This is a genomic window from Williamsia sp. Y721 (assembly GCF_059683565.1).
This window is the reverse complement of sequence record NZ_JCASNH010000004.1, coordinates 606883-627801: the sequence shown is the minus strand read 5'-3', so window position 1 is coordinate 627801 and position 20919 is coordinate 606883. Positions and strand designations below refer to the sequence as shown.

Below are 20919 nucleotides of genomic sequence, written 5' to 3'. Positions count from 1 at the left end.
TCCGACATGTTAATCGGACGCAGAGCCCGCGTGCCTTCGTAACGAACGACATCCGTGACACCACTACTCCACGTTCGCCCAATCCAGGGCTTTGAGCTGCGGTGATGTCCACAAACGTGATCCCTTTGCACCACATCAGCCACATGACAGTTGGCTCTGCGTCAATAAACGAATGGTTAACACCGGTCTAACTTTTCTCCGCGGTAGCCCTAAATATCGGGCTATTGACTCCATTTCACCCATTTGCATACGGTGTGCAGGACGACATGGAAAAACGTCGAATCGGTTTCATAACGCTCACAATTAAGCCGCAAAGGCACGTCAAAGAGGAGCAGCAGATGCCTCAACCAAACCACCTCCCAGGACCTAACGCCGACATCTGGGATTGGCAGATGAAGGGCTTGTGCCGCGGAATCGACTCATCGATGTTCTTCCACCCGGACGGCGAGCGTGGACGGGCCCGCGCCCAACGTGAGCGTCGGGCAAAAGAACTCTGCCACCAGTGCCCGGTCGTGGCGCACTGCCGTGAGCACGCGTTGGCCGTCGCAGAACCGTATGGCATCTGGGGCGGACTGTCCGAGTCCGAGCGTGGGATCTTGATGAAGCGCGGCGTCGGCCGGCGCATCGCGAGCTGAGCAACGCACACCATCGACCACGAGTGACTTCCAAGCCGACTTCTTGATGTCGGCCACTTCAAATCAGTGTGAAGACAATTGGCACTGACGTGATATCTCGGCCATCACGAGATTTCCAACTGCTGACAAAACAACGGTGCCCCGGCGAAATCCAGCCGGGGCACCGTTGTTTGTCTGGGCTCGAGGCCCTTTGTTCATGAATCAGTGAGCATGTCCGTGATGCCCGTGTCCGTCACCGGCAGGTTCGTCGGCAGGCTTCTCGGTGATCGTGCCTTCAGTGGTGAGCACCATTCGCGCCACAGATGCAGCGTTGACAATCGCTGAACGGGTCACCTTCACCGGATCTACGATTCCGTCGGCGAGCAGATCACCGTAGGTCAGCGTGCCTGCGTTGAACCCGTGGCCGCGAGGCAGCTCGGCGACCTTGGAGGCCACGACGGCGCCGTCGGCTCCGGCGTTGGTGGCAATCCAGAACAGGGGCGCCGAAGCGGCCTTCTGGACCACCCGGACACCAAGTGCCTCATCACCGGAAAGGCTGTCTGCGAGATCGTCGAGAACAGCTGCGGATGCCTGCACGATGGCAGATCCACCGCCGGGGACGATGCCCTCCTCGACAGCGGCCTTGGCCGCGGCGACCGCGTCCTCGACCCGGTGCTTGCGCTCCTTGAGTGCGGTCTCGGTGGCTGCGCCGACCCGGATGACGGCGATGCCGCCGGCAAGCTTGGCCAGCCGCTCGGCGAGCTTCTCCCGATCCCAATCCGAATCACTGGCCTCGATCTCGCGACGAAGCTGATCAGCCCGGTTGGCGATGGCCTCGGTGGTCCCGGCGCCGTCGACGATGGTGGTCGAATCCTTGGTGACAACAATCCGGCGAGCGCTGCCGAGCAGGTCGAGACCGGCATCGGCGAGGGTGATGCCGATGTCCGAAGTGATGACGGTGCCGTCGGTGACGATGGCCAGATCCTCGAGGAATGCCTTGCGGCGATCACCGAAGTACGGCGCCTTGACGGCCACCGCGCGGATCGTCTTGCGGATCGAGTTCACAACCAGGGTCGACAGCGGCTCGCCCTCGACATCTTCGGCGAGGATCAGCACCGGCTTACCGGACTCGGCGATCTTCTCCAGCAACGGCAGGAAATCGGGCAATGAGCTGATCTTGTCGCGGTAGATGAGTACCAGCGCGTCTTCGAGGACGGCTTCCTGGCTGTCGATGTCATTGACGAAGTACGGCGACAGGTAACCCTTGTCGAACTGCACGCCTTCGGTGACTTCCAGATCCGTGATCAGACCCGAGCTCTCCTCGACGGTGACGACACCGTCGACACCGACCCGCTCCATCGCGCGTCCGACCATTTCGCCGACCTCTTCGTCGCGCGAAGAGACCGTGGCGACCTGCGCGATGGCCTGTGCGCCCTCGACCGGGGTCGCGGCAGCGATCAAGGCCTCGGACAGCGCGTCGGCAGCCTTGCTGATGCCCGATCCGAGTTCGATCGGGTTGGCGCCTGCGGCCACGTTGCGAAGGCCTGCCTTGACGATGGCCTGTGCAAGAACGGTTGCGGTGGTGGTGCCGTCACCGGCGACATCGTTGGTCTTGGTGGCAACGGACTTGACGAGCTGCGCGCCGAGGTTCTCAAACGGGTCTTCGAGGTCGATCTCACGGGCGATGGTGACGCCGTCATTGGTGACGCTGGGTCCGCCGAATGCCTTGGCCAGCACCACATGCCGACCGCGGGGTCCCAGTGTCACCTTGACGGCGTCGGCGAGCTGGTTGACGCCGCGTTCGAGCGAGCGCCGGGCCTCGTCGTTGTATTCGATCTGCTTGGCCATGGGTGTTGTGGCTCCTAGAAAGTGAGTGGTCTGGTCAGTTGGGTGATCGCAGATGCAGAACCGCCCCGGCAGCCCCGCTGGGGGACGCCGGGGCGGTGATCCAATTCAGGTTCGATCGCTCGAGACCAGAATTTACTTGGAGATGACTGCCAGCACGTCACGCGCGGACAGGATCAGGTACTCCTCGCCGGAGTACTTGATCTCGGTGCCGCCGTACTTGCTGTAGATGACGGTGTCGCCTTCTTTGACGTCGACCGGGATCCGGTTGCCCTGCTCGTTCACGCGTCCTTCGCCAACGGCGACAACGGTGCCTTCCTGCGGCTTTTCTTTCGCCGTTTCCGGGATGACCAGGCCGGACGCAGTCGTCGTTTCGGCTTCGTTGGCCTGGACGAGGATCTTGTCCTCAAGCGGCTTGATGTTCACGCTCGCCACGATGTGAGCCCTCCACTTTCGGGGTAGTTCGGGCCCGAGGTGGACCCGTAGCTGTGTCTGACACGTATTCGGCGCCTGGATCGGTCCCGTCGTCGCGGGTGCCGGAACCTCACTGGGCGCCGACTAGCACTCTATACATGCGAGTGCCAGCACTCAAGGTCCGAGGGTGCAAGTCCTCAAGCCGGGACCGCCACCCGGCGCCGCTGGGCGACGATCACGCCGACGGTTATCACCAACGCGACCGTCGTGAGTACGGCGATCACGGTGATCGCCGGGACCATTCCGCCGATGAGTTCTCCCGGCCTTCCGGGCTCAGAACTGCCCAGAATGGCGGTGACCACGGCCATCATCAGGGCACCACCGATCTGGATGCTGGTGTTGACCAGACCCGAGGCAAGTCCCTGCTCCTCGTCGGCAACACCGGCGGTGGCCTGCGAGTTCACCGACGGGAAGGTCGCGGCAAAGCCCGCACCGAGGAATATGACCGTGGGCAGCAGGAAGACCACGTAGCTCGTCCCCGGTTCGACCCGCAGGAACCAGAGGTAGCCGACCAGAAAGGCCACGAATCCGCCGGAGATCAGGAGTTTGGTATCGACGCGGTCCAGCACCCGATCCATGAATACGGCACTCGCCACGACCAACACCCCTGCGGGCAGGAAACCCAGCGCCATCTCCAGAGGTGACCAGCCAAGCGAATCCTGGAGATACAGCGTCACCACGAACTGGAACGCGACGTACCCACCGAACATCGCCGCCGCCGAGAAGTTGGCATGGACAAGTGCGATCGAACGCAGGATCCCCAAACGCAGCAGGGGGTGACGATGGCGCATCTCGATGGCCACGAATGCGACAGCCAACAGCGCAGAGACAACAAACAGGGTGATGGTCGACGGTGCCAGCCATCCGCTGTCGGGAGCTCGAACCACCGCATAGACCAGGCTGAGCAATGCCCCGGTCGACGTGATCGCACCGGCTGCGTCGAATTGGGCCCAGGTGAAGTTTGTCCGCGCCGACCGCGGGATCACCCTGACACCGACAACGAGCAGCAGGAGCGCCACCGGTCCGGGGAAGATCAACGTTGCACGCCAGGACAATTCGGTGAGCAATCCACCGAAGACCAGACCAAGTGAAAAGCCGCTGGCACCGACGACCGTGTAGATCGAGAGCGCCTTGTTCCGCGCGGGCCCCTCGGCAAAGGTGGTGGTGATGATCGACAGTCCGGCCGGAACCGTGAACGCGGCCGCCACACCCTTGACGAACCTCAGGGCGATGATCAGGTTGTCGATCTCGGTCGCCGCACTGATCACCGAGGCGACGCCGAACACCGCAAGGGCAGCCAGGAACACCTTCCGGCGGCCCAGCAGGTCGCTGACACGTCCCCCGAGCAGCAGCAACCCGCCGTAACCCAACACGTAGCCGCTGACTATCCATTGCAGTTGCGATTGGTCCATGCCCAGGTCGGCCCCCATGGACGGCAACGCAACCCCCACCATCGAGATGTCGAGTCCGTCGAGGAACAGCGCCCCGGCCAGGACGACAAGCAAGATCCACGTCTTTCGGCTCCACCCACCGGCTGCGGTGACATGGTCGGGCGGCTGCCCGGAATCGGTCCGCCGCGGTTGTGCAGTGTTTCGTTTCAGCTCAACTGTCATGCGACGAACTATATGCAGTTGCATCTTATTCGTCTACATAAAATGTACCTGCATTTAATGCCCTTGCATGTGCTAATATGCGGCTATGTCACACCCGCACCGAAGCGACGACGAGCTGGCCCGGGCCTGGCACGCGCTGTCCGTGCGCTATCACAAACTGCAGTGCGACCTCGACCGCGAACTGCAAGCCTGCCAACAGATCTCGAGCAGCGAGTTCGAGGTGCTCGAACTCCTCGCCACTGCCGCCGACCACAAGATGCGGATGAACGAACTGTCCGGCCAGGTCCATCTGAGCCAAAGCGCGTTGTCGCGGCTGGTATCCGGCCTGGAAAAGGACGGCCTCGTCGAGCGGTCGATGTGCGACACCGACCGCCGGTCGGTGTTCACCGAACTGTCCGACGCCGGGCGGGCCAGGTACGAGGCCGCCAAACCGGTCCAGCGCGCCATCCTGCGAGCCGAGGCCGACGACAACAACACCGGGTCCCTGTGCGGTGCAACGGGATTACACCAAGAAGAGGTAAATCCCTGACGTTGAATCAGGGGCGTCTGGCCGCGGCAACCATTGCCACGCCAGGCAATTCGATACCGTCACGGGTTTGATACTCGGCAACCGATTTTCGCAACCGGCTGCGCAGCGAGTCCCGCACTTCGGGTGCAAGATTCTTGATGATCGCGGCAAGCGGCCCCGACATCGCCGACACCCTCTCCCACCATTGATCGAAATCTGCTGCGACACAGGGGGTGTCAACCTCCTGGATCGTCACATCGACAAACCCCGCCGCATCGATCAACGCGGTGAGCGTGGATCTGTCGGTAAGCGAGAACGGGCCGGGGACACCTGGCGGCGGGACCTCGAAACCCAGCTCCGCGGTCACCCCGTCGAACAACACTCCGAGCCACGGATTCCGCTCTCGGGCGGCCCACACCGCAACCGAAACCCGTCCACCGGGTTTGAGCACGCGATGCATCTCGGTGAGACCACGTGCGGGTTCGACCGCGAACATCAGGCCTTCCCGGCAGAGCACCGCGTCGAAGGCATCGGCCGGCATCTCGATCTGCTCGATATCCAGTACCGCCGTGGCGATGTTGGCGAATCCCAGCTGCTTCACCCGGTGGGTGGCCACCTCCACCATGTCCGGCGCCACGTCCGACATCGTCACCATCCCGGCCGCACCGACACGGCGCGCTGCATCGATTCCGGCCGCTCCGGTTCCGCACGCGAGTTCCAGGACACGATCTCCGGGCGTCAGAGCGAGCCCGTCGAGCATCACCTCGGTGACCGCGAGCCCGCGCTCCTCGATGTAATCGATCTGCGCAGCCCAGCCGTCGGCCACCGAGTTCCACATCGCGTGCAACTGATTGCGTAACGGATCGTTGTTCTCCTGCTCACCCATCGTGACCTCCCATCAGGGGTTACCACGAGGATGCGCTCAATGTGGGTGGTTGTCACGGATTCTCGCGCGATGATGTCCGCTCGTGACACACCACTGCCGGTCAGTAGGTGCTGACCTGAACCGACAGTCCCGGATCTGTCGCCACGGTCAACGCGGACGGGGATGCCCCACCGGCGATGACATGCGCCCCCAACGTGGCGATCATGACCCCGTTGTCGGTGCACAGGCGCGGCTTCGGAATACGAAGTGTGATGCCTGCGGCATCGCACCGCTCCCGGGCCATGGACCGGATCCGCGAGTTCGCGGTCGCACCACCGCCGAGCACCAGGGTGTCGACACCGACGTCGCCGCAAGCCCGAATCGCCTTCATCGTCAGCACATCGGCGACGGCTTCCTGAAACGACGCGGCGATGTCGGCGACCGGCGGTTCCACACCGTCACGGCGGCACTTCTCCACATGCCTGGCGACCGCGGTCTTGAGACCACTGAACGAGAAATCATGGCGGGCATCGCGGGGTCCGGTCATTCCCCGCGGGAACTTGATCGCGTTCCGATCCCCGTGTGCGGCAGCCGCATCGAGCGCCGGTCCGCCGGGAAAACCCAGGCCGAGCAACCGGGCGACCTTGTCGAAGGCCTCCCCCGCCGCATCATCGACCGTGGTACCCAGTTCGGCGATCGGCGCACCCAGATCGGTGACGTGCAGCAGATGCGTGTGCCCGCCCGATACCAGCAGTGCCACACAGGGTGGCATCGGTCCGTGCTCGAGCGTGTCGACCGCGACGTGTCCGCCGAGATGGTTGACCGCGTAGAGCGGAACATCCCAGGCCGCGGCGTAGGCCTTTGCGGCAGCAACCCCGACCAGCAACGCGCCGGCCAGGCCGGGGCCGATCGTCACCGCGATGGCGTCCGGCACCTTGATGTCGGCAGCGCTCAGCGCCCGTCGCATGGTCGGCACGATCGCCTCGAGGTGCGCGCGCGACGCCACTTCCGGAACCACACCGCCGTAGCGGGCATGCTCTTCGACGCTGGAGGCCACCTCGTCGGCCAGCAGCGTGGTGGTCTGATCCGGATTCCACCGGACGATGCCGACGCCGGTTTCATCGCAGGAACTCTCGATACCCATGACGATCATTGTGAATCTCCCGGTTGTGACTGCTCACCGATCGCCCGGCGTCGCATGGTGTAGGCGTCGGCTCCGCTGGGCTGGTAGTAGCCCCGACGCACACCCAGCTGTTCGAATCCGTTGCGGCGGTACAGGTTGATCGCGGTCTCGTTGTCGGTCCGGACCTCGAGGAACACCTGCGCATTTCGGCTGTCGGCAATCTCGAGCAGTGTCGCGAGCAATTCCCGGCCGTGCCCCTGCCCCTGGTACTCGGGATCGACGGCGATGGTGTGGATTTCGCACTCGGGGTCATCGGCGGGGCCGAGCACCGAGATCCCGGCATAGCCGATCAACGTCTCGCCATCGCGCATGGCGAAGTAATGATTGTGGGGTACAAGGATTTCCGACCGAAACGCCTCGGCAGGCCACGGCGAGTCCTCGCTGAACAGCTTCGCTTCGATCCGGGCACATCGTGCCGAATCCCGCGCCAGCAGCGGTCCGATCATTTCTTTCGATCCTTGAGTTCGACCGCGTCGGGCCGACGAAGATACAGCGGGATCAGCGGCTCGGGCGCCACACCGGCGCGCAGGTCGGGTAAAGCCACAGTCACCAGGCCGACCGCGGTCGGTGCGGTCGGGGTCAGGATCGGGTAGTCGTAAAGACTTGTGTGACTCGGCGATCCGGCACTGGCATCGATCCTCTCACCGGCCAGCTTGGAACCGAGTTCGGCAGGGGCCATCACGTCGGGTCCGTGGGTCCGGACACCGGAGGAGTAACGCGCCCAGTAGACCTCACGACGGCGGGCATCGGTGACCACCAGCAGCGAAGCGACATCAGTTGCCTGCGCGGCAATGCCGTCGAGTGAACACACCCCGTGCACCGGAAGGCCCAGTGCATCACCGAACGCAGCACCGGTGGCCAGCCCGACCCGCAATCCCGTGAACGGTCCGGGACCCTGCCCGACAACGACGGCATCGAGATCGGACCGCGCCAGACCGGCCTCGTCGAGGCACTCGAGAATTCGAGTGGTGAGGATCTCGGCGTGACCGCGGGTGGTCACTTCGCTGCGTTGAGCGCGGATGGCCACCTGACCTGTTTCCGGGGTCACTTCAACGATCCCGGTGACTACTTCGGGAGTGGCGGTATCGATGGCGAGCACAAGCACGATGAGCCAGCGTACCCGTCCTCCGATGATGTGCCGTTTTGGCGCAGGTCACCTGGGCTTTTGTTCGCCAGAACCCCACATCATCGGGGCACGCGGGAGGGGTGCCTGGATCAGGCGGTGATCCAGCCGTAGGAGGCGGTGCGTTCGTCGGTGTCGATGTCGCGCGAGAGGCGTACCAGCAGGTGCCGCCTGGCCAGCCGCTCGGCCACACCCTCGCCCCATTCGACCACCACCACCGAATCGTCGAGGTCGGTGTCGAGATCGAGTGCATCGAGTTCGTCGAGGCCGCCGAGTCGGTACGCGTCGACGTGGATCATGCCCGGACGGCCCTCGGTACCCGCCCGGTGCTGGCGAGCGATGATGAATGTGGGCGAGCTCACCCGGCCGGTCACGCCGAGTCCGGCTCCGATACCGCGGGCCAGCGCGGTTTTGCCCGCTCCGAGCGGTCCGTCGAGGATCACCACGTCGCCTGCGTTGAGTTCGGCGGCGAGTTCGCGGCCGAAGGCCTCGGTGTCGGCGACGTCCGGCAGGGTGCACTGATGTGGCAGGACCGGGCTCATGACTGCCAGGCCCGCTCGACCAAGGACTCGACGGCGTCGGTGATGGCGTCCGGGTTCTCGAGCATCACCATGTGACCGCAATCCGGTACGCCGACCAGCTCGCATCGCGAGCCCAGCCGGTTGTGCAGTTCCACCGAGTTCGGCAGCGGGGTGACCTTGTCTTCGTATCCGCACGCGACCAGCGTCGGGATCGCCGAAAGAACTGCCAGTCCGGCTGTTTCGTCATGCTCCTCGAGTGACCGCAGAAAGTTGACCACGGTGTCGATCCGGGTTCGCTGGATGACCGACTCGACGAACTCGCTGACCGCCGGTGAATGGAATGTGGATCCGAAACTACCGGCCGTCAGGACCGGGGCCATCAGCATCCGGGTCAGTCCGCGTCCGGCCTCCACCGCGCGCGGCGCCTGCCGGACAGACAACCGGAAGGCATCGACCAACGGATTCTGCAAACCCCGTCCCAGACCCACCTCCGCGATGCCGTGCGCAGCCGAGGCCACCAGCCCCACACCGAGAACCCTTGTCCCGAACAGTTCGGGTCGCCGGCTCGCCAATGCCATGATCGCCATCCCACCCATCGAATGACCCACCAGGACAACCGGTCCGGTCGGGACCACCGTTCGCAGGACGGTTTCGAGATCCGCGGCCATCTGGGTGATGGTGCACGACCCGGCCGACGCCTGCCCGGACTCGCCGTGCCCGCGATGGTCGAAGAAGATCATCCGAACATCTCCGCCCCAGCGCTTTTCGAGATCACGACGCTGGAAATGCCACGTCGACATGCGCAGGCAGAACCCGTGAATGAACACCACCGTCAGCGGTGCATCGGGCGGCCCGACCTCCCGAACGGCAAGTGGCACACCATCGTCGGCGACGACGATGCTCGCGTGATCGGTGTAGATCAGGCCGAAATCCTCGATCGAGTTCGGATCGGGGGTTGCCGGTTGCCTGCGGGTCAGGGAGCGGGCCGCGGCACCGAGCGCCAACGCACCCAGCGTCGCGACACCGGCTGTGCCTGCCAGGATCTCGAGCCGTCCGGATCGCTCCATCAGACCACCTCACCGCGTCCGGGTGCGGTGACATAGGTCCGGACCGCGCGGCCACGGATACCCGAGATGATCTCGTAGTCGATGGTGCCGATCGCTTCTGCCCATTCGAGCGCGGTCGGACCACCGTCGGCACCGGTCCCGAACAGGACTGCGCGATCTCCGGCGACCACCCCACCGCCGTCGGGGCCGACGTCGACGACCATCTGATCCATGCAGACCCGCCCCACGTTGGGGTGTCGGCGACCGTTGATCTGCACACTCAGCGTGTTCGACAACAGCCGGGGCACACCGTCAGCGTATCCGGCCGGAAGCAGCGCGACGGTCGTGTCGTGCGGGGCCACCCAGCTGTGGCTGTATGAAACACCTTGTCCTGCAGGAATCTTCTTCACCGAGAGCACCTCGGCCGACAAGGTCATCACCGGTATCAGACCGAAGTCACCGCGATCGGGAATCGGTGAGCGCCCGTAGATCGCAATGCCCGGACGGACCAGATCGCGCGCAAGATCGGGCCGCATCAGGGTGGCCGCCGAATTGGCGATGTGCCGCACCTCGACCGGCGCACCCATCCGGGCGAGATCGTCGGCTGCCTCGTCCAGACGCTGCGCCTGCAGATCATTGAGCGGATGATCCGGCTCGTCGCCGCGCACGAGGTGACTCATCGCGCCGCGCATGGTGATCACCTGCTCGGCAACGGCTTTCGCCAGAGCGTCTCGGGTGTCGTCCCACTCGGTGATGTGGACCCCGTTGCGGGCCAGGCCCGTGTCGACCTTGACGGTCACCGATGCGGTGCGGCCTGCGGTGCGTGCCGCGGCCACCACCGCCTCGAGCTCACGAGATGAAGAGATCCCGACTTGGACGTCCGCCTCGATGGCCGAGACGAAGTCCGCATTGCGACCATGCAACCAGGCGAGCACCGGGGCGGTGATCCCCGCGCGGCGCAATTCGAGCGCCTCATCGATCGTTGTCACGCCCAACTCTGCGGCGCCTGCGGCGAGCGCGGCCCGACCGATCTCGACGGCGCCGTGGCCGTATCCGTCAGCTTTCACCACCGCGATGATCTGGGCGCTGGTGTGCGCCCGCAGGATGCCAATGTTGTGCGAGACCGCCGAAAGATCGATCCGCGCTTCTAGTGCCGGAGTGTTCATCACGTCCCATTCTTTCACCTGCGGCCACCGAGTAACTCACGCAAGGTCGGCGACAGGGCGTCGACCAGGGAAGATGCCCCGATTGGAGCCCTGTTGCCCGATGCGGTGATCGCAGCCAACGCGTGTACCCGGGCCGCGGCGGCGCCGGCGAGCGATGCATCGATTCCGGCCGCGAGCAGGCTGCCCGCGATACCGGACAATACGTCTCCGGCACCCGCGGTCGCCGCCCACGACGACCGCGCGTCGTTGACCAGGGCCAGGCCGTCGGCCCCGGTGATCACCGTGGCACGACCTTTGAGAAGTACCGTCGCCCCCAGGTCGGTGGCCAGTTCACGCACTGCCGCGATCCGGTCCGGCCCGGGCGCAGCTCCGGTCAAACGGGCGAATTCCCCGGCATGCGGGGTCAACAGGGTCGGTGCATCGCGGCCTGTCACCAGATCGCGGTGCGCAGCGACCAATGTCAGTCCGTCGGCGTCGATCAGGACCGGCAGATCGGTCGACAGGACGTACTCCAGCCGCCGGCGCCCGACGTCGTCTGTGCCGGCGCCGGGACCCACCACCCAGGCCTGCACGGTCCCGGCGTTCTCCGGTTCATCGGAGACCACGGTTTCGGGATACCGCGCCAACACGTTCGGACCGGCGCCTCCGGCGTATCTGACCATGCCCGACGTCGCCGACACCGCGGCCCCGGTACACAGCACTCCGGCACCCGGATAGCGGGCAGATCCGGCGACGATCCCGACCACACCCTGACTGTATTTGTCGTCCGCGGGCCCGGGAATCGGCCACAGCGCCGCCACGTCGTCGTCCGTGAGCTGACCGACCGTTGACCCGGTGGTATGGATACCGATGTCCGCCACCACGACTCGGCCGCACTGCGCTGCCGCCATCACGTGCGCGATCCGCGCTGCCCCGAAGGTCACCGTGACCGCCGCCTTGACGGCAGGACTGTTGACGAACCCGGTGTCGGCCTCGACCCCTGATGGGATGTCCACCGAGATGACGGGCGCATCCGAGGCGGCCAGAACTTCCGCGGCCGCCGGACGCAATGGTCCGGTTCCGCTGAGGCCAACGATTCCGTCGATGATCAGATCGACTGTGTCGGAGAACTTTTCGACAACCACACCACCGGCCGTGACAAACGCGGCCAATCCGCCGACATGGGTGCGATCGCCCCCGAGCAGTACCGCCTGCGCCTGCACGCCGCGACGACGGAGCTCGGCAGCGGCATAGAGCGCGTCGCCGCCGTTGTCACCAGAGCCGGCGACAACCCCGACCACACGGCCATAGCATCCACCGACCCGGGATTTCAGTTCGGCGGCGACCACTCCGGCGACCGCGTGCGCAGCCCGGCCCATCAACACACCACCGGACAGCAGATCGCCGGTGGCCGCCTCGGCCACCCGGATCTGTTCGGCGCTGAAGTAGTTGATCATGGCCGCAGAACCCCCGAACTACTCGACGGTGACAGACTTGGCCAGGTTGCGAGGCTTGTCGACGTCATAGCCCCTGGCCTGCGCGACCGCGGCCGCAAATACCTGAAGTGGCACAGTCGAAACCAACGGCTGGAGCAGGGTCGGTGTCTGTGGGATCCGGATGAGGTGATCGGCGACATCCACCACTGATTCGTCGCCCTCTTCGGCGATGACGATGGTGGTCGCCCCACGTGCCTGGATCTCACGGATGTTGCTGATCATCTTCGAATGCAGCACCGCACGCCCGGTCGGGGACGGCATCACGATGATCACCGGGAGCTCGTCTTCGATCAGCGCGATCGGGCCGTGCTTGAGTTCGCCAGCGGCAAACCCTTCGGCATGGATGTACGCGAGTTCCTTGAGCTTGAGTGCGCCCTCGAGCGCCACCGGGTAGCCGACGTGCCTGCCCAGGAACAGCACGGTGCCGCAGTGGGCGAGATCGCGGGCGAGGTCGCGAACCGGTTCCATGGAGTCGAGCACCTTGCTGACCGCGGCGGGCATCGCTTCGAGTGCGGCGAACTCACGGGCCACCTCGTCGGGGTACTTGGTACCGCGGGCCTGTGCCAGCGCCAGTCCGACCAGGTAGGTCGCGGTGATCTGCGCGAGGAAACACTTGGTCGATGCGACGCCGATCTCGGGGCCGGCGTGGGTGTAGAGGACGGCATCGGATTCGCGAGGGATCTGAGCGCCGTTGGTGTTGCAGATCGCCAGCACCTTGGCCTTCTGATCCTTGGCGTGCCGCACCGCCTCGAGGGTGTCGGCCGTCTCCCCCGACTGCGAGATGGCCACCACGAGCGTCGAGCGGTCCAGCACCGGATCCCGATACCGGAACTCACTGGCCAGTTCGACCTCGACCGGCAGTCGGGTCCAGTGCTCGATCGCGTACTTCGACAGCAATCCGGCGTGGTAGGCGGTACCGCAGGCCACCACGAAGACCTTGTCGATGTCACGCAGGTCGTCATCGGTCAGTCGTTGCTCGTCCAGGACGATGCGCCCGTTCTCGAAGTGACCGAGCAGGGTGTCGGCGAGCGCCTGCGGCTGCTCGGCGATCTCCTTGAGCATGAAGTAGTCGTAGCCACCCTTTTCCGCGGCGGCGAGGTCCCAGTCGATATGGAACGGTTTACCGGGCGAGACGTTCCCCTCGAAGTCGGTGATCAGGTAGCTGTCGGCCGTGATGACCACCACCTGGTCCTGACCGAGTTCGACGGCGTCGCGGGTGTGCTCGATGAATGCCGCCACATCGGAACCCACGAACATCTCGCCCTGCCCGACACCCACGACCAGCGGTGTCGACCGGCGTGCGGCCACGATCGTGTCGGGGTGATCAGCGTGGGTGAACACGAGCGTGAATGCGCCTTCGAGCCGCGCGAGGACCGCATAAGCGCTGGCCACGAAGTCGCCGGCGGTGGGTCCTGACGAGTACTGCAGGTACATCATGTGCACAGCGGTCTCGGTGTCGGTATCGGAACTGAACTCGATACCGGCCTGCTCCACCTCGCCACGCAGAGCCGCGAAGTTCTCGATGATCCCGTTGTGGACCACCGCGATCTTGCCGTCGATGCTTGTATGCGGGTGTGCGTTGCGGTCGGTGGGCCGACCGTGGGTGGCCCACCGGGTGTGCCCGATGCCGGTCGTACCGGTGAACGACTCGCGCCCGATGGAGGCCAGTTCCTTGTCGAGGTTCTCCAGGCGACCGGCCTTCTTCTCGACTGCCGCGTTGCCCGCGCCGTCCAGAATCGCGACTCCGGCCGAGTCATAACCGCGGTACTCCATCCGCCGCAGCGCCTCGACAACAACCTCGAGAGCATCGCGTCTTCCCACGTATCCGACGATTCCACACATAGTGCTACAGGGTACTTGCCGCCTGCGGCAGGAGTGAATTGCCGCAAGCAGAACCAGATTTGCGAAACCAAAACTCCGCTTCGGCGTGACAGGAAACGACATTCCGGGCTACAGTAAGCGAACTCTTGGAGATCACGGAGCGAAAGCGCCGGGAGAGTCAAGGGGGATGCGTCGGTTGGGACGCCCTCGATACGTTCGATTCGTATGTCCTCCACCACTGGTCGCCAATTCTATTGGCACCCTCGACGTCGTTGGATATCAATCCTGATATCTCCGATTGCAATCCCTTTCCTCACCGGAATCAACGATTCTTCGGCAACGCTCTGTTTCCGCGAATGATGAGCTGATATTTGCTCCAATTCCCTTCTCAAACACCCTATTCGGGCATTTTTGCGGGTACCTTTCCATAAGCGGTGACCTCCCCCGCGTCGGCGATCACCAGCATTTGAAGGAACAAGCATGAACTGGCTCTGGGACCTATCGGTTCTCGATGGCGCGCTGCCATGGATCATCGACATCGCCGGATTCGCCGGACTTGCCTGGCTGATCCTGTTCTTCAAGAAGAAATACCTGCTGGTGGTGGTGCCGGTGGCCGCCGCGATCGCGGTGGCGCTGGTACTCCTGTCCAAGTGGCTGATCGAGGATGTCTGGACCCTCTTTTCCGACGCGGTGCCCACGAATTGCTACATCTGGGGCGGTGTGGCTGTGTTCGCGGCGCTGGTCTTCATCCCCAGACTGGTCATGGGAAGCGGTCGCGTCGGCAGAGTCATCACAGTCCTGGCGGCCATATTCGCGATTGTTATGCCGCTGTCTGCAATCAACGAACATTTCAGCGAATACCCCACGGTCGGATCGGTTTTCGGCATCAACCACTTCAAGACGATTTCTCTTGAAGAAGCAGGCCAAAACGATCTCAAAACCGTTGATCCGAAGGAATGGAAGAACCCTCACGATCTGCCCACCGAAGGCAGAATCAGCACCGCATCAATTCCTCCCACGGCATCGAGTTTCACTGCGCGTCCGGCCAAGATCTATCTGCCGCCGGCCTATTTCTCCCACCCGCGCCCGCTGCTTCCTGTTCTGGTCCTGATGGCCGGACAACCGGGATCGCCCGAAGACTGGCTCGTCGGCGGCCGACTGCCCGAGACCATGGACAACTACGCGAAGCAGAACAACGGGCTCGCGCCGATCGTGGTTGTGGCCGACGCCACTGGCAGTGCGTTGGCCAACCCGCTGTGCATGGACTCCAAACTGGGCAATGTCGCGACCTATCTCTCGCAGGATGTCCCGAACTGGATCAAACAGAACCTCCAGGTCGACGAGGACGCGAAGGCCTGGGCCATCGGCGGACTCTCATACGGCGGTACCTGCTCGCTCCAGATGACCACCAACTATCCGGAGATCTACCCGACGTTCATCGACCTGTCCGGCCAGTTGGAACCGACACTGGGCAACCGGAAACAGACCGTCGACGCCGCCTTCGGCGGAGATGAAGCCAAGTTTGTTGCCGTCAACCCCATGGACCTGATGAAAACCAAGCAGTACCCCGGCGTGGCAGGCGCGTTTGTGGTGGGCAAAGACGACGCCGAATACCGGCCCGGACTGATGCAGGTCTACGAAGCCGCGAAGGCCGCCGGGATGGACGTGCATTTCAGCACCGTGCCGGGCGGTCACTCGTTTGCAGTGTGGTCAGCGGGTCTGAAGCAGGAAATGCCCTGGCTCGGAAAGCGGCTCGGTCTGCCGTGAGACATACGACAATCATTCCAAAACGCGATGGACGGCATATCTCGCCGGATGTTCCGTTGAGGCCCGCCACCCACCGGACGCGTCCGGTGACACGAAACGAAAGGTGCCGATGAGCACGCCCGAGACCCCCAGCGACGAGGTACCACCGGCCGAGCCGGCGGCAGCCACCACCGAGCCGGCGGCGACCAACGCCACCACCGCCGCACAGACGGTAGTTGCGCCACAACCGGCTGCCCCGCAGCTCCCGGTTGAACCTGCGGCACCGTCGGCAGTCGTCAAGGCTGTCGGGGTGGTCGGACAGACGATCCGCAGGGTCCCGTTCACCGTTGCGCTCATCTCGGTCATTCTCGTGCTGGGCATCGCCACGGGGGCACTGTGGGAGACGGTCGAGGACAAGAGCTGGTTCGCCGACGTCGCGTACGGTTATCAGCCGCTGACCGAGGGCAAATGGTGGACGCCCCTGTCGGGCACACTCTTCGGACTGCACCCACTGCGATACCTCAGCATCGTCCTGCTGCTTGCGATCTTCGTCGGCTGGTCCGAATGGCTGCTGGGCACACTGCGGGTGGCAGTTGTCGCGGTTGTCGGCCAACTCGTCGGAATCCTGGGTGCGATTGCTTTCATCGCAATCTTCCTGCCGGCATCCTGGCGTTGGGTCGATGGCCTGTCCGAGGTCCGCGACGTCGGTGTGAGCACCGCGGTCGTCGCATCCGTGGCCGCGGCAACCGCCTGCCTGAGATCCCCGTGGCGCTTGCGGGCCCGAGCGATCCTCCTTGCCTACGTGGCCATTTCGTTCCTCTTCGAAGGGACCCTCGCGGACGTCTCACACCTGATCGCCGTCACTGTCATGCTGATCGTCGGCGAAAAGCTCTTCAGCCGTGACGAATCGGGCGTGATGCCGCGCACCCGGCAAGAGATCAGGATGATCAGCTTCCTCGGCCTGGTGCTGATCGGTGTCGTGAACATCGCGGTTGCACTGTTCCCGGGAGACGGACCGTTTGGTCCCACCGACTCGACCGACAAGCTGAGCTGGGGATCGATCGTCACCATGCTGGTCGTGCTGCTCATCGCCGATCAGTTACGTCGCGGGCGTCGGTGGGCGTGGTGGATCACCGTGGTCTACGGCGTGTTGTACGTTGCCGCGCTCATCTTTGTCATCGTTGCCCTCATCACCTCGTCGTATGTCGGCCAGGGTGCGGTCACCGTGGGAACCGGCCTGCTCTGGATCGTGGAATTGATCCTGCTGTTCAATGGCCGCTACGCCTTCACCGTCCCGTTCAACAGCCGAAAGGTGATGGCCGGGAACGGTGGACCGGATCCGTCGCAGCAGGTCCGGACGCTGTTGAAAGAACACGGCGGCAGCACGATGAGCTGGATGATCACCTGGGAGAACAACCGCTACGCCTTCACGAAAGACGGCACGGGCGTCATCGGATACCAGCGTCCCGCCGGAACCCTCGTTGCACTCGCCGACCCGGTCTGCGCACCGGACAAACTCACCGAGACGGTCCGCGAGTTCACCGACCTCGCCGAGAACAGCGGCCGGATCCCCTTCTGGTTCTCCGTCAGTGAGAACACCGCCACCGTCGCCCGCGACATGGGCTGGCGCACACTGCAGATCGCCGAAGACACCATCATCGACCTGCCGACGCTGGCCTTCAAAGGCAAACCGTGGCAGGACATCCGGTCTGCCATCAACCGGGCGAAGAAGGAAGGCATCACCTTCAAACTGACCACCTTGAAGGACGAACCCTTTGCGGTGCTCGCGCAGGTCCGTGCGATCTCCGAAGAATGGGTCGGCGACAAGGATCTCCCCGAGATGGGGTTCACCCTTGGCAGCGTGGAGGAAGCCCTCGACCCCGAGGTCCGCATCGCGCTGGCCACCGATGAGAGCGGATCGATACACGGTGTGCTCTCCTGGCTGCCGGTCTTCGGACCCGACGGCACCATGCGCGGGTGGACGCTCGACGTGATGCGCCGCCGCGACGACGGCTTCCGTCCCTGCATCGAGTTCCTCATCGCCAGCTCCGCGCTGGCGTTCAAAGCCGAAGGTGCACAGATCCTCTCGCTCTCGGGTGCCCCATTGGCGCGGGCGGAGAACGAATCAGGCGATGCCGAGGCCATGGACCGTCTCCTCGACACCTTGGGTGCGGCGATGGAACCGTTCTACGGATTCCGCTCCCTGCACGCGTTCAAGATGAAGTTCCAGCCCCGGTACGAGCCGGTCTACATGTGCTTCCGCGACGAGGGCGACCTGCCCCGTATCGGAATCGCGTTGACGCGCGCGTATCTCCCCAACGCCACCCCTGGTCAGATGCTCAGGTTGGCGACGAACAGGGAGTAGTCGGTTCGGCCGCCGCATCCCCGACGGGGGTGCGGTGGCGCCGGACGAAGCCGGCCTCGGCCCGGAATCGGGTGGCCAGGCCCACCAGAAGCGGGCACTGGCCACCGATCCACGATCCTCGCAACAGCCCTATGCGGTCCCGGCACCGAGCTTGGTCGAGGCCTGCGAACGAGCGCGCTGCGCCTCGATGGCGTCGTCGAACTCCACGCGCCAGTTTTCGGTCAGCGGCAGTCCACGGGTCACGGCTTCCTCCGCCGACAACTCAACGGGGAATCCGAAAGTGTCCGAGAGCTTGAAGAGGTCGTCGCCGGTGACGGTTTCGCCGGTCTTGCCCAACCGCTTCAGTTCTCGCAGGCCCTTGCCCAGCGTCCGGCGGAACGACCGCTCTTCCTTCTCCAGAACCGCAATCACCACGTCGCGTCGATCCGCCACCTCGGGGTAGGCCTCCGTATAGAGGTCGGCCACCACCGGGACGAGTTGGGTGAGCAGGTTCTGTTCTACCCCGAGCTGATGGGCGAACCGGATCGCACGACGCAGCAGACGCCGCATCACGTACCCCTGCTCCTTGTTCGACGGGACCACGCCGTCGACAGCGAGAAAAACCGCACCGCGGATATGGTCGGCGATCACGCGCATCGCAACAGTATTGTCCTCGTACGACTTCGCGGTGAGCTCTTCGATCTTCTCGATGATCGGCCATAGCAGGCTGATCCGATATACGTCGGGGCTGTCGATCGCCGCGGCCGCGATCCGTTCCAGACCACCGCCGTAATCGACGTTCCGCTTGGGCAATTGGGCAAAGCCGTCTTCGGTCTTCGCATATTGCATGAAGACCGAGTTACCGATTTCCATGTACTGCCCGCCGTCGGAGTTCTGGTGCGGGTACTTTCCGAATGCGGTGTCGTGCTCGACCTGCGGGAAATAGTAGAAAACCTCGCTGTCGGGACCACCGGGGTCACCCACCGGCATCGTCTCCGGACCACCTGAACGCGACCACCAATTCTTGTCGCTGTAGTAGGCGATCCGTGCGCCCTGGTTGCCCTGTTCGTTGCCCTGTTCCTCGGTGAGCAGTACCACCCGATCCGCCGAAACCCCGGCCTCGGTGAACAACTCGGTCCAGATGTCGGCACTCTCGTCGTCGCGCGGGATGCCGTTCTCCGGGTCGCCTGCGAACACCGTGACGTAGATGCGGCTCGGGTCGAGACCGACGACATCGGTCAGGAAATGCCAGAACTGGGGTATCTGTTCGGATTTGAAGTAGTCACCAAGACTCCAATTGCCCAGCATCTCGAAAAACGTGGTGTGCCGGTTGTCGCCGACCTCCTCGATGTCTTGCGAGCGCAAACAGGTCTGCGAATCGGCCAGGCGTTTGCCTTCCGGGTGCTCCTCGCCGAGCAGATACTTCAACAGTGGTTGCATACCGCTGCCGGTGAACAATGTGGTGGGGTCGTCCTGCGGTACCAGTGGAGACCGCGGGATCAGGGCATGGCCCTTTTCCTGCATCAAAGACAGGTAGGCACTGCGGATTTTGTTGGCATCCATTCGATAACTCTCCCAATATCCCGATCCAAATGCGCGCTGAATCGACACTCTGGGCACAACTTGCTTTCTTTAGGCGGCGGCCTACTGCCGTTGGTCGCCGCGATCACCTAGAGTCAGATCGTGGCCAATCCCAAGAAGCTTCTCTCGCAGCTGTCCAGAACGGGACCGCACAAGGTCCTGCGCGGCGACATGGCGATCATCGGGCTCCCCGGAACCATCTACACACCAGCCCAGGGCAAAGACCTCGCCGGCATCGCGTTCGGGCACGGCTGGCTGACCGGTGCCAGGCAGTACTACAAGACGCTCGCACATCTGGCGTCCTGGGGCATCGTGGCGGCCGCGCCGTCCACCGAGAAGGGCGTGCTCGGCTCCGACGAGGGACTGGCCGCCGATCTCGAAACAGCGTTGGGTGTGATCAGCGAGGTCCGCCTCGGTACCGGCGACATCACCGTGAACAAGCATCGCCTCGGATTTGTCGGCCACGGTTTCGGCGCGGGCGCGGCCACGCTCGCCGCCTCCCGGAGTGAGCGCGCAAAGGCGCTGGCCGCGTTGTATCCGGCACCGACCAGCAAGGCGGTGCTCCCGGCTGCAGAGGCGATCAAGATCCCGACGATGATCTTGACCGCGCCGGGTGAGCTCGAGTCGATGACCTCGAATGCGTTGGCGTTGCGCCGCGCTCTGCCTGCCGAGAGCCAAGCCGTTCTGCGGATGGTGCCGAAGGCCGACAACCGCGGCCTGGCCGAGGGATTCAGCGTGCGTGGGGTACTCGGTGCCGGCGGGAACAGCAGAGCCACCCAGCGAGCCACCCGCGGCGTCCTCACCGGTTTCCTGCTCCATCAGCTGACCTCGGACAACACCTACTCGGCATTCAGCGATCCCGAGGCCGCACTGGGCAAGCTCCTCACGGTCGATCCCGAATCACTGCCGCCGGGCACCGAAGATGTGATCGATCCACTCACGCGGCTGCTCCGTAAGTAAGCGGCTGCTCCGTAAGTAAGCCGACGGGGCGAGC

At 64.2% G+C, this 20919-nt stretch carries 18 protein-coding genes; 5 read left to right on the top strand and 13 right to left on the bottom strand.

What is annotated here, in order from left to right:
• Window positions 1-338 precede the first annotated feature (338 nt).
• Complete coding sequence (locus AC56PL_RS22430; RefSeq protein WP_331884365.1) at window positions 339-635, top strand: WhiB family transcriptional regulator; 297 nt, start codon at window positions 339-341, stop codon at window positions 633-635.
• A 201-nt stretch (window positions 636-836) separates the two neighbouring features.
• Here AC56PL_RS22430 and groL read toward each other — a convergent pair whose 3' ends face one another.
• The 3 genes from groL to AC56PL_RS22415 all read right to left on the bottom strand — a co-directional run bounded on the left by groL (window position 837) and on the right by AC56PL_RS22415 (window position 4546).
• A complete protein-coding gene (groL, locus tag AC56PL_RS22425) occupies window positions 837-2462 on the bottom strand; it encodes a chaperonin GroEL (protein WP_495517911.1) in 1626 nt (541 codons plus the stop codon).
• Between the two features lie 132 nt (window positions 2463-2594).
• On the bottom strand, window positions 2595-2894 hold the full coding sequence (groES, locus tag AC56PL_RS22420) for a co-chaperone GroES (protein WP_482138334.1): 300 nt from the start codon (window positions 2892-2894) through the stop codon (window positions 2595-2597).
• Window positions 2895-3070: 176 nt separating this feature from the next.
• A complete protein-coding gene (locus AC56PL_RS22415; protein WP_495517912.1) occupies window positions 3071-4546 on the bottom strand; it encodes an MFS transporter in 1476 nt (491 codons plus the stop codon).
• Between the two features lie 85 nt (window positions 4547-4631).
• On the opposite strand from AC56PL_RS22415, the gene AC56PL_RS22410 reads away from it, so the two are divergent.
• Window positions 4632-5075, top strand: coding sequence for a MarR family transcriptional regulator (locus AC56PL_RS22410; RefSeq protein ID WP_495517913.1), 444 nt, complete (start codon window positions 4632-4634; stop codon window positions 5073-5075).
• Window positions 5076-5082: 7 nt separating this feature from the next.
• Here the strand turns inward: AC56PL_RS22410 and AC56PL_RS22405 are convergent, their stop codons facing one another.
• From AC56PL_RS22405 to glmS, 9 genes are all read right to left on the bottom strand, one after another.
• Window positions 5083-5940 (bottom strand): class I SAM-dependent methyltransferase, encoded by an 858-nt coding sequence (locus AC56PL_RS22405; protein ID WP_497155180.1) that lies wholly within the window; start codon window positions 5938-5940, stop codon window positions 5083-5085.
• Between the two features lie 100 nt (window positions 5941-6040).
• Entirely contained in the window at window positions 6041-7072 is a 1032-nt protein-coding gene (gene tsaD, locus AC56PL_RS22400; protein ID WP_497155179.1) for a tRNA (adenosine(37)-N6)-threonylcarbamoyltransferase complex transferase subunit TsaD, read from the bottom strand.
• Complete coding sequence (rimI, locus tag AC56PL_RS22395) at window positions 7069-7548, bottom strand: ribosomal protein S18-alanine N-acetyltransferase (protein ID WP_495517916.1); 480 nt, start codon at window positions 7546-7548, stop codon at window positions 7069-7071. Before rimI ends, tsaD begins: the two co-directional genes overlap by 4 nt.
• On the bottom strand, window positions 7545-8207 hold the full coding sequence (gene tsaB, locus AC56PL_RS22390) for a tRNA (adenosine(37)-N6)-threonylcarbamoyltransferase complex dimerization subunit type 1 TsaB (protein WP_497155178.1): 663 nt from the start codon (window positions 8205-8207) through the stop codon (window positions 7545-7547). Before tsaB ends, rimI begins: the two co-directional genes overlap by 4 nt.
• Window positions 8208-8317: 110 nt before the next feature.
• A complete protein-coding gene (tsaE, locus tag AC56PL_RS22385; protein ID WP_497155177.1) occupies window positions 8318-8767 on the bottom strand; it encodes a tRNA (adenosine(37)-N6)-threonylcarbamoyltransferase complex ATPase subunit type 1 TsaE in 450 nt (149 codons plus the stop codon).
• Window positions 8764-9813, bottom strand: a complete 1050-nt coding sequence (locus AC56PL_RS22380; protein WP_495517919.1) for an alpha/beta fold hydrolase — start codon at window positions 9811-9813, stop codon at window positions 8764-8766. The genes tsaE and AC56PL_RS22380 overlap by 4 nt, the downstream gene beginning before the upstream one ends.
• Window positions 9813-10958, bottom strand: a complete 1146-nt coding sequence (gene alr, locus AC56PL_RS22375; protein WP_497155176.1) for an alanine racemase — start codon at window positions 10956-10958, stop codon at window positions 9813-9815. Before alr ends, AC56PL_RS22380 begins: the two co-directional genes overlap by 1 nt.
• A 14-nt stretch (window positions 10959-10972) precedes the next feature.
• Window positions 10973-12394: an NAD(P)H-hydrate dehydratase gene (locus AC56PL_RS22370; RefSeq protein ID WP_497155175.1), complete on the bottom strand. Its 1422-nt coding sequence runs from the start codon at window positions 12392-12394 to the stop codon at window positions 10973-10975.
• A gap of 18 nt (window positions 12395-12412) precedes the next feature.
• Window positions 12413-14275 carry a glutamine--fructose-6-phosphate transaminase (isomerizing) gene (glmS, locus tag AC56PL_RS22365; RefSeq protein ID WP_495517922.1) on the bottom strand — a complete coding sequence of 621 codons (1863 nt, stop codon included), beginning with the start codon at window positions 14273-14275 and terminating at the stop codon, window positions 12413-12415.
• Between the two features lie 459 nt (window positions 14276-14734).
• Here glmS and AC56PL_RS22360 point away from each other — a divergent pair, with 459 nt between their 5' ends.
• Together AC56PL_RS22360 and AC56PL_RS22355 are read left to right on the top strand one after the other, a co-directional pair.
• Complete coding sequence (locus AC56PL_RS22360; protein ID WP_495517923.1) at window positions 14735-16021, top strand: alpha/beta hydrolase-fold protein; 1287 nt, start codon at window positions 14735-14737, stop codon at window positions 16019-16021.
• A gap of 109 nt (window positions 16022-16130) precedes the next feature.
• Window positions 16131-18365: a bifunctional lysylphosphatidylglycerol flippase/synthetase MprF gene (locus AC56PL_RS22355; RefSeq protein ID WP_497155174.1), complete on the top strand. Its 2235-nt coding sequence runs from the start codon at window positions 16131-16133 to the stop codon at window positions 18363-18365.
• 129 nt (window positions 18366-18494) lie between these two features.
• Here the strand turns inward: AC56PL_RS22355 and AC56PL_RS22350 are convergent, their stop codons facing one another.
• On the bottom strand, window positions 18495-19907 hold the full coding sequence (locus AC56PL_RS22350; RefSeq protein WP_495517925.1) for an alanine--tRNA ligase-related protein: 1413 nt from the start codon (window positions 19905-19907) through the stop codon (window positions 18495-18497).
• Window positions 19908-20027: 120 nt separating this feature from the next.
• Here AC56PL_RS22350 and AC56PL_RS22345 point away from each other — a divergent pair, with 120 nt between their 5' ends.
• Window positions 20028-20885: a dienelactone hydrolase family protein gene (locus AC56PL_RS22345; RefSeq protein WP_497155173.1), complete on the top strand. Its 858-nt coding sequence runs from the start codon at window positions 20028-20030 to the stop codon at window positions 20883-20885.
• The last annotated feature ends 34 nt before the right edge of the window (window positions 20886-20919 follow it).